The sequence below is a fragment of the Candidatus Izemoplasma sp. genome, assembly GCF_982632705.1.
In genome coordinates this window covers 1-8,037 of sequence record NZ_CEXEES010000062.1, presented here as the reverse complement: position 1 = coordinate 8,037, position 8,037 = coordinate 1, and the positions used below count along the sequence as shown (strand labels likewise).

Sequence of the window (8,037 nt, the reverse complement as noted above, 5' to 3'; positions counted from 1 at the left end):
ATAGTTTTGTCCTGCTTCAACATCGACTTCTAAGAAATCTAATTCTGCTTTACTTTGAAGTTCTCCACTATCCCACGCTTCTTTGATCTCATCTCCTGAGTAATCTGTGTCTCCTACAAACATATGAGGAGTGTGTTGTTTGTCTTCTGGAACCTCGTAAAATGTTGAAAATGCATCCCATATATCTCCCACAGTTGGTACAGTTTCAGATTCGAAAATAACATTGCTTGGAATATCTTCTAACACAATAGGGTTGTCAACATCCATAAAAATGATTTCAATACCTGCATCTTGGATCTTTTTGATATAATCATCTGCCTCGACATATGAATTATCAGTTTGAAGCCCTTTTAAATCTCTACATCCATCACATAGTTCACTATAAAAATAGACAACTTTATTGTTTGGAGTAGCTGAGGTAACTTCTATTTGTAAACTAGGTATAATACCTAATATTAGGGTTATGAATAGTGATAATGCTATTGAACTTTTTTTCATGTCATATTCCTTCTTTCAAATACTTGATTGATTCTACCTAATTATAGAACTTAGTGCGGTTTTAGTCAATTAAACTAGTAATCCTTTTCATAATCCATTGTACTCTTTTTACTTGATTAAGGACAAGCCTTTCTATATACTATTATTATGGTGATATTATGAATAACGAAATTATTGATAAAACATATGATTTGATTGATGAGATTAAATCTGAAGTTACATATAAAAGATTGTTAGAACTAAAGAAGTTTATCGACACTGATGAGTTCCTAAATGAATTAATTAAGGCATTTAATAAAGTTAAACTTACTTATGAAGAAGTAGCAAAATACGGGAAATACCATCCTGATTTAAAAAAGGTTCAACTTGAGTTGTCGAGTATCAAAGAAGAATTGTATTCTAATGTAGTTATTAAGGAATACAAAATGCTAGAAAAAAAGTTACAGTCTAAGTTAGATGAGATTTCAAGTGAAATAGCTACATCTGTTTCATCAAAAATAAAACATCCAAATGAAATTGGATTAATCAATAAACACTAAGGAGAACACTATGGTTAAGAGAAGAAGTCTAATTGTTTACTTCCGTAATCCTAAAGTATTGAAACATGTGGAAAAAATATCGGAAATTAAATATTATACAAAAAAGAAAAAGTATGCAGTTATCTATGTTAATGAAGAAGAATTAGAAGCTAAAAAACAAGAATTAAAAGGCATTAAATTGGTTAGAAAAGTTGAAGAATCGTTATTAGACTCAGAAGAATATCAAATGGATTTTGATGTCAAGTAAAAGTACTTGACAATGACTAACGTGAGTGTTATACTCATAGAGGTAAATAAAATTTGAGGAGGAATATATTATGGCAGTAAAATTAAGATTACAAAGACACGGATCTAAAAAACGTCCTTTCTATAGATTAGTAGCAGCGGACTCAAGAATGAAAAGAGATGGTAGATACTTAGAAATTATTGGTACTTACAATCCTACAACTGAGCCAGCAAGCGTGAAAATCGATGTTGAGAAAGCAGAAAAATGGTTATTAGTAGGTGCTAAACCAACTGATACAGTTAAGAACTTATTTGCAAAAGCCGGAATTACATCAAACAAGAAAAATAGTTAGTGAGTGATAATATGGCAGTCAATTATGAAAAATTAATTACAGACTTAGTAAAGCCATTAGTTGTCAATCCAGAAGACTTAATGGTACAAAAGTTTTCGGAAGATGCGAATATGCTGACAATCCAAGTTATCGTAAATCAAGAAGATCTTGGTAGGGTAATTGGAAAGAACGGACGAATAGCAAATGCTATAAGAACAATCGCTTACGCGAGTGCTTCTAGAGAAGGTAAAAAAATAACGATAAACATAGATTCATTCTAAGACTCAATTATTGAGTCTTTTTTTGATGGATAAAGACATCTATAAACCACATACATAACGTTTTACATGAACAAGTATATCGTTCATTTAGAATAAATAACAACGAGCCGTATCATAAATAATTGCAACTAATGATATACATAGCATAACAAAGACATTTATAGTGCTGTAGAATGTGATACGACCACCCAGTAATTGTTAAGAAAATCATAACATTTCGTATGTAAGTTAGTGTCAAATGATATTGGAAAATAAATGATATAATATTTAGTTAGTTTAAGAGAAGAGTGGTGGACCCCCATGGGGGTCGCCTTTTTTTTATGAGAAAATAGTAGTATTTGTGATGTTTTTATACCACTTGTATTTTTCGGTTACCTTATATCCAATATTATCTTGGATCGTTTTTGGATATCTTTGATTCATATCTACATAGTCTATTAAGGGAGTTGTGGTAACATGGTTAGACAAATAGATTTCTTTTAAATCATGGTTGTTCACTCTAAGTTCGCGTATACGCAATCTTCTTGATATCATAGCAAGTGAGTGTGCTTTAGGTCTAGATGTAAATAGTGCAGCAAGTATGTGGGATATATGTCCTTCCATTGAACATCCTTTAAATAATGAATCATTTTGATGTTTAATGAATTTCCAATTGGAAATTATATAGTCTCTATTTCTAGCAATTATATCTTCACGATGAGGGTTTTCTATAATTAAATAATCACATAAATCTTTAAAGTTTTTTGTGAAATGAAATTTCAAATAATTACGCAAGTATTTTTTTATCTCTTGATCTTTAGAAATATGATTAATCGCTTGATGCATGTGAAAACGGTCTAAGACGAATTGGGTCTTAATACTTTTTTGAATGATTAAGGAAATCGCTGAACCCTTAATCCAGGATGCCCCATCTCCTGAAATAACAATGTTTTTAAGTGAGTCAACATTATAGGTTTGAATAATATAGTCCAATAACTTCTCACGAATATCAGTAGCACTCTTATCAGACGTTATAACATGTCTATTAACAAGTTTATTACGATTTTGATATTCTTCTTTGATATCAGTATAAATCACCGCAGCTTTTATCTCTTTCATCTGATGATTATTCTTTTGAGTATATACCCATTTTTCATCAAGTTGTACATATAAAGTATCTACATCAGTCTTTGTCTCATCTAATATATATTCCATGTCTGCACGCTTGATAACGTTGTATACGGTTTGTCTTGATATGTTCGCTAGTTTACTTTCAGCCAGGGTTTTAAACCTGGATCCAATCTTATCTCCAATGATTTCTCCGGACTGGATATAGGAATATTTACCGCTCAATTCGATTATGTAGGCTTTTATCATAGGATCGTAATAATCTCTTTTAGGCAAAGAAAACAAATTATCAACATGAAAGAATCCATCAGTATTACGATCCTTCGGAACGTAATACTCTCGATGGAAAGTAACTTCACCAAACATAGTCATAATGGTTCTTGGATATAATCCCTTAGTATAGTAAAGTTCTTTTCTGCGATCAGAGTTTTTATAGGCTATATCAATTGATTCGAATGAATCAATGATAGACCTTTTAACTATCTCGAGCAAAAATCCGTCTAAATAATTAATGAAATCTAGTTAATTATTTATACTACAAAGTTCAATTTGGTTCTTTAATGCATTTTCTAGAGATTTTTTGATGATTTTTCCGTACATTTGATTTATAATAGACATAAGATAAGCTCCTTCTGACATAATATTTGGTCGTACTTTTATTATATCAAAGGTGCTTATCCTTTTTTTATTTATTTTTCCAAAACCATTTTACACTATCGAGAACAAAGATTAATAGGTTTATAGATTGGTTTAGTGTATAATAAAATTATTAATGTGATTGACTTTATACTCGTTATTAGTAGAAAACTACAAACTCGACCACTTAAATTTGATTGTTCTATAAATAAAATTGAGTTAGATTAAAGAGGTGCAATATGATAAAACAAATCATAAAAAATAGTATTCTATATCTTTCTTTTTCCTTTTTTTTATTAATTTTACTTATGTTAAGCAGTTCTCCTGTAGTCGCAAATACAAGTGATGAATTTGAAGAAAAAAGAGTTCTTTTAATTTCCTCTTATTCACCTTCTTTTCCCACGTTTTATCAACAAATTGATGGAATAAAGGATACTTTTGATGGCTATCCTATAATACTTGATGTTGAATTTATGGACTCAAAAAGATTTTATACAGATGAAAATGTTTCTAATTTTTATGAATCTTTAAAATATAAAATGAACTTAATTGAATATGATCTGGTAATGGTTTCAGATGACAACGGATTAGAATTCATCATTGACAATCGTGAAGAGTTATTTAGTGATATGCCTATTGTCTTCCTTGGTATAAACAATGAAGAGAATGCAAGACTTTATTCGCAGGATTCACTTATCACAGGAGTAGTCGAAGAAATATCAATTTCTGACACTATTGAATTAGCTTTAACTTTAAATCCCAAAGCCACTAAAGTAATTGCATTGGTAGATGATACACCAACAGGGCAGGCAGATTTAAATCGTTTTTATGAAGAATCAGTTAATTTTAATGATATTGAATTTTTGAAAATTGATTTGAGTGAAATGAATTTTCAAAAATTTTCAAATGAAATTAGTAATGTTACAGATGATTCTATTTTGCTTTTAGTATCAGCACTAAGAGATATTGAAGGGAATTCATACGAATTTCAAGACAGTGTCGATTTGATTCTTTCAAACACAAATCAACCTGTTTATCATTTATTTGAACACGGTATAGGGGATGGATTGCTAGGAGGTAGGATTGTTTCTCACTATTCACAAGGAACAGTGGCTGCAGACATTGTATTATCAATATTAAAAGGTTCTAATATAAGTAGTGTGCCACTAGTTGATCAAAGTCCAAACATATACCTCATAGATTACATGAAATTTGAAGAATATGGTTTAAATATAAAAAATTTACCGGAATCAACTTTGTTTTTGAATAAAGAATTAACACTCTTTGAAGAATATAGAGAGTATGTGATAACAATATCGATTGCTCTAATCCTACAAACCCTTGTTATAATTGCTTTGATTTTTAGTGTTCGCAATAGAAATAAAGCGAGATTAGAAGCTGTTCTCAGTAAGGAGAATCTTCTTACTGCATTTAAACAGTTAGAAGAGGCAAATGAAAAACAAAAAGAGAGTGAGAAAAATTATAAACTTTTAGGAGATATGTTACCATTAAACATGTTTCATTATCAAATTATTCATGATGAAAACAATAGGATTAACTTTAAGATTCTAGGAATTAATAAAAAGTTGGAAATGTTCTTAGGTATGAAAAGTCATGAATTAGCAGGGAAGTATGCTTGGGATGTTTTTCCACAAACTGAGCAATATTTTATTGAACATTATGAAAATGTTGCTTTATCAGGGAAAACAGAGATCTTTGAAGGCTACTCAAAATCCGTAGATATGTATCTTAAAATAATTGCATATAAAATAGACGATGATAAAATGGCAGTAGTAATGGAAGATATTTCTGATAATAGAAAAAAACAAGAAGAAATTTTACATATAAGTTATCATGATTCATTAACAGGACTATTCAATAGAAGATATTATGAAGATAAACTAGAAGCACTTGATAATCCGAAAAATTATCCACTTACAATCGTCATGTCAGATATAAATGGTTTGAAACTGATAAATGATGCCTTTGGACATACTTCAGGAGATGAACTTCTTAAACTAGCTGCAAATCTTATAAAAAATTCAACTAGAAAATCTGATTTAATTGCAAGAATTGGTGGAGATGAGTTTGTTATTGTAATGCCCAATACAAGTGGAATACAAGCTGGAAAGATTATTGATGAGATAAACAAGAAAGCTGAGAATGTTACTGTAGAATCTATTCAATTATCAATATCGTTTGGTTTTGCAACAAAAACAAAAATCAAAGAAGATATTCATAAAGTATTTAGAAGCGCTGAAGATTTAATGTATAGAGTTAAGCTTATTGAGATCCCTTCAATGAGAAGTGGAGCAATAGAAACAATCTTAAATACATTGTATGAAAAAGATGAAAAATCTGAAATTCATTCAAGAGTTGTGTCTATAATAAGTGAGAAATTAGCTATAGCCTGCAAGATGGACAGACAAGAAGTAAACGAAGTAAAAACAGCTGGGTTATTACATGATATTGGAAAGATAATTATTCCAACATCCATTTTGATTAAAGAAGGAAAATTAACATCAGAAGAATATAATTTAATAAAAGGTCATCCTGAAATTGGATTTAGGATATTGAATTCTACTCATAATTTAAGGAGTATTTCAAATATTGTCTTAAGTCATCATGAAAGATGGGATGGTCTTGGATATCCTAGAGGATTAAAAGGTGAAAACATTTCATTGCAATCAAGAATCATTTCGATTGCTGATGCTTTTGATGCAATGACAACTCAAAGAACATATCGAGAAACACTAACAAAAGAAGACGCTTTAACGGAAATAGTAAAAAATGCGGGTACACAGTTTGATCCTAAACTTGTAGAAACTTTTAAATTATATTTTGATGTAATAACTGATATTACAACTGAATAAAAAAATAAAAATATAAACTACTCGCTTACACCACAATAAAAAATAAAGAAGATCTATTGTGGAGTATACACCTATACTAGAAGGTTATTCTTTTAGTAGTTGGTATTTAAATAGTCAATTATCTTTACGACAAACAGTTATAACAGTGCCAGAAAATGATATTGAATTATTTGGCAAATGGAACCTAATCTTAGAAATAGACGAAAATGCTGTAAATGAATAGGCAAGTGATGATTCTTTACAGTCTATTAAATTCAAAATCTATTTTCATCACTATGTAAATCGAAGAGTCCATAGTGATGAATTTCCTATTGACATGCAGATTGTTCCCTTTGATTGGAACTTAAAGGATGCATACAATTAGTTAAATAAACTCGATATTTTGTATACGTGAGATGATAATTATGGATATCTAATAGGTGGCAATTATGTGTGTTTTTATTTGGATGAAGGTGCCAGAATAATGCATCTTCTTCTTTTTTGATTAGTTGACAATTACTACTAAATATATTCTCAAAATGCTCTACCCAGAGGTTGAAAGAGAGAATGGAATGATTATTTCTAAAACTCTTATAGGAAAAGATATTGTAAGTACAAAATCAGGAAATGTAATACTTTATGTTAGAGAAGAAAAATTTGCACTTGAATTAGTGAAAAGATGGATAAAAGAAGAAAAAATAAAAGGGAAGGAATATACTTTAGTTGGAGTAGATAATACTTTTAGTATATTTGATTAGGAAGAGAATAATGAATAGAAAAATATTGATAGATGTAATTAAAAAACTAGAAAGTGAAAATGTAATTTATGAGAATGAAGCTCAGATTCAGTTTGAGATTGGTTGGAAGCTTAGAAGACATCTGTTAAAATTAAAGATTAATGCGGATGTTAGAATCGAGTTTCCAGCAAGGAAAATTAAAAAGAACTCTAATGGTAGAAAATGTAATACTCCTAAAGTTGATATAGTGGTTATTATTGGTGATGATTACTATCCTATTGAACTGAAATACTTTAGAAGTGAACTCCAAACTCCTGGATATTTTATAAAAGGTGAAGGTGAAGTCCATATGTATGGTTATGCAAAAGATATAAGTAAAATAGAAATGTTTAAGAAATCGTATCCTGATAACTTTAAGATTGGATATACTATCGCCTTTACAAATAATACGAAAGTTTACAATATTTACCATACAGATAATTCCAGATATAGATTTAAGGATTTTCAACTTTTTAATGGTGAGAATTTAGAGGGTGAAATCTGGTTTCTGGATCAGGCTAAACAACAAAACTATAAAACAAATAAAGCTGATTATACTGTAACAATTGGCAAAAAGGATAAATATAAATATGTAGTATTGGATAAAGTATATCCTGTTAATTGGAATGATTACTCAATTAAAATCCCGAATTCTCCAGAAAATGCAGAGTTTAAGTTTCTTATCAATGAAATAGTATAGAAATCATAATAAGTTACAACTAACAATCGTTACAATGAGCCGTATCACAAATAATTGGTAGACATGATATGAATGGCATAACAAAGGCATA

The 8,037-nt window shown here is 29.6% G+C and carries 11 protein-coding genes; 9 read left to right on the top strand and 2 right to left on the bottom strand.

Going from position 1 to position 8,037, the window contains the following annotated elements; genetic code table 11:
* A partial coding sequence (locus AC2LE6_RS07580; protein ID WP_484478664.1) for a hypothetical protein occupies positions 1-498 on the bottom strand: 498 nt, incomplete at its 3' end.
* Positions 499-656: 158 nt separating this feature from the next.
* Here AC2LE6_RS07580 and AC2LE6_RS07575 point away from each other — a divergent pair.
* The 5 genes from AC2LE6_RS07575 (at position 657) to AC2LE6_RS07555 (ending at position 1,997) form a co-directional block, all read left to right on the top strand.
* Complete coding sequence (locus tag AC2LE6_RS07575) at positions 657-1,037, top strand: YlbF/YmcA family competence regulator (protein WP_484478663.1); 381 nt, start codon at positions 657-659, stop codon at positions 1,035-1,037.
* 10 nt (positions 1,038-1,047) lie between these two features.
* A complete protein-coding gene (locus AC2LE6_RS07570; RefSeq protein ID WP_484478662.1) occupies positions 1,048-1,284 on the top strand; it encodes a DUF2129 domain-containing protein in 237 nt (78 codons plus the stop codon).
* Positions 1,285-1,354: 70 nt separating this feature from the next.
* Positions 1,355-1,615, top strand: a complete 261-nt coding sequence (gene rpsP, locus AC2LE6_RS07565; protein ID WP_484478661.1) for a 30S ribosomal protein S16 — start codon at positions 1,355-1,357, stop codon at positions 1,613-1,615.
* A gap of 11 nt (positions 1,616-1,626) precedes the next feature.
* On the top strand, positions 1,627-1,875 hold the full coding sequence (locus tag AC2LE6_RS07560) for a KH domain-containing protein (RefSeq protein ID WP_484478660.1): 249 nt from the start codon (positions 1,627-1,629) through the stop codon (positions 1,873-1,875).
* 29 nt (positions 1,876-1,904) lie between these two features.
* Positions 1,905-1,997: a 23S rRNA (pseudouridine(1915)-N(3))-methyltransferase RlmH gene (locus tag AC2LE6_RS07555; RefSeq protein ID WP_484478666.1), complete on the top strand. Its 93-nt coding sequence runs from the start codon at positions 1,905-1,907 to the stop codon at positions 1,995-1,997.
* Positions 1,998-2,193: 196 nt separating this feature from the next.
* Here AC2LE6_RS07555 and AC2LE6_RS07550 read toward each other — a convergent pair whose 3' ends face one another.
* On the bottom strand, positions 2,194-3,474 hold the full coding sequence (locus AC2LE6_RS07550; RefSeq protein ID WP_484478659.1) for a UPF0236 family transposase-like protein: 1,281 nt from the start codon (positions 3,472-3,474) through the stop codon (positions 2,194-2,196).
* 383 nt (positions 3,475-3,857) lie between these two features.
* Between AC2LE6_RS07550 and AC2LE6_RS07545 the strand changes: the two genes are divergently transcribed.
* From AC2LE6_RS07545 to AC2LE6_RS07530, 4 genes are all read left to right on the top strand, one after another.
* Entirely contained in the window at positions 3,858-6,491 is a 2,634-nt protein-coding gene (locus AC2LE6_RS07545) for an HD domain-containing phosphohydrolase (RefSeq protein WP_484478658.1), read from the top strand.
* Between the two features lie 58 nt (positions 6,492-6,549).
* Complete coding sequence (locus AC2LE6_RS07540) at positions 6,550-6,714, top strand: hypothetical protein (protein WP_484478657.1); 165 nt, start codon at positions 6,550-6,552, stop codon at positions 6,712-6,714.
* Positions 6,715-7,042: 328 nt separating this feature from the next.
* The gene (locus tag AC2LE6_RS07535; RefSeq protein WP_484478656.1) at positions 7,043-7,228 is read left to right on the top strand and encodes a hypothetical protein; all 186 of its coding nucleotides are present in this window, start codon (positions 7,043-7,045) and stop codon (positions 7,226-7,228) included.
* Between the two features lie 10 nt (positions 7,229-7,238).
* Positions 7,239-7,946: a hypothetical protein gene (locus tag AC2LE6_RS07530; protein ID WP_484478655.1), complete on the top strand. Its 708-nt coding sequence runs from the start codon at positions 7,239-7,241 to the stop codon at positions 7,944-7,946.
* The last annotated feature ends 91 nt before the right edge of the window (positions 7,947-8,037 follow it).

Excerpts from the sequence above, each read along its gene's own strand:
- AC2LE6_RS07575 (WP_484478663.1), top strand. The coding sequence starts at position 657 with ATGAATAACGAAATTATTGATAAAACATATGATTTGATTGATGAGATT.
- AC2LE6_RS07570 (WP_484478662.1), top strand. The coding sequence starts at position 1,048 with ATGGTTAAGAGAAGAAGTCTAATTGTTTACTTCCGTAATCCTAAAGTA.
- rpsP (WP_484478661.1), top strand. The coding sequence starts at position 1,355 with ATGGCAGTAAAATTAAGATTACAAAGACACGGATCTAAAAAACGTCCT.
- AC2LE6_RS07560 (WP_484478660.1), top strand. The coding sequence starts at position 1,627 with ATGGCAGTCAATTATGAAAAATTAATTACAGACTTAGTAAAGCCATTA.
- AC2LE6_RS07545 (WP_484478658.1), top strand. The coding sequence starts at position 3,858 with ATGATAAAACAAATCATAAAAAATAGTATTCTATATCTTTCTTTTTCC.
- AC2LE6_RS07535 (WP_484478656.1), top strand. The coding sequence starts at position 7,043 with ATGATTATTTCTAAAACTCTTATAGGAAAAGATATTGTAAGTACAAAA.
- AC2LE6_RS07530 (WP_484478655.1), top strand. The coding sequence starts at position 7,239 with ATGAATAGAAAAATATTGATAGATGTAATTAAAAAACTAGAAAGTGAA.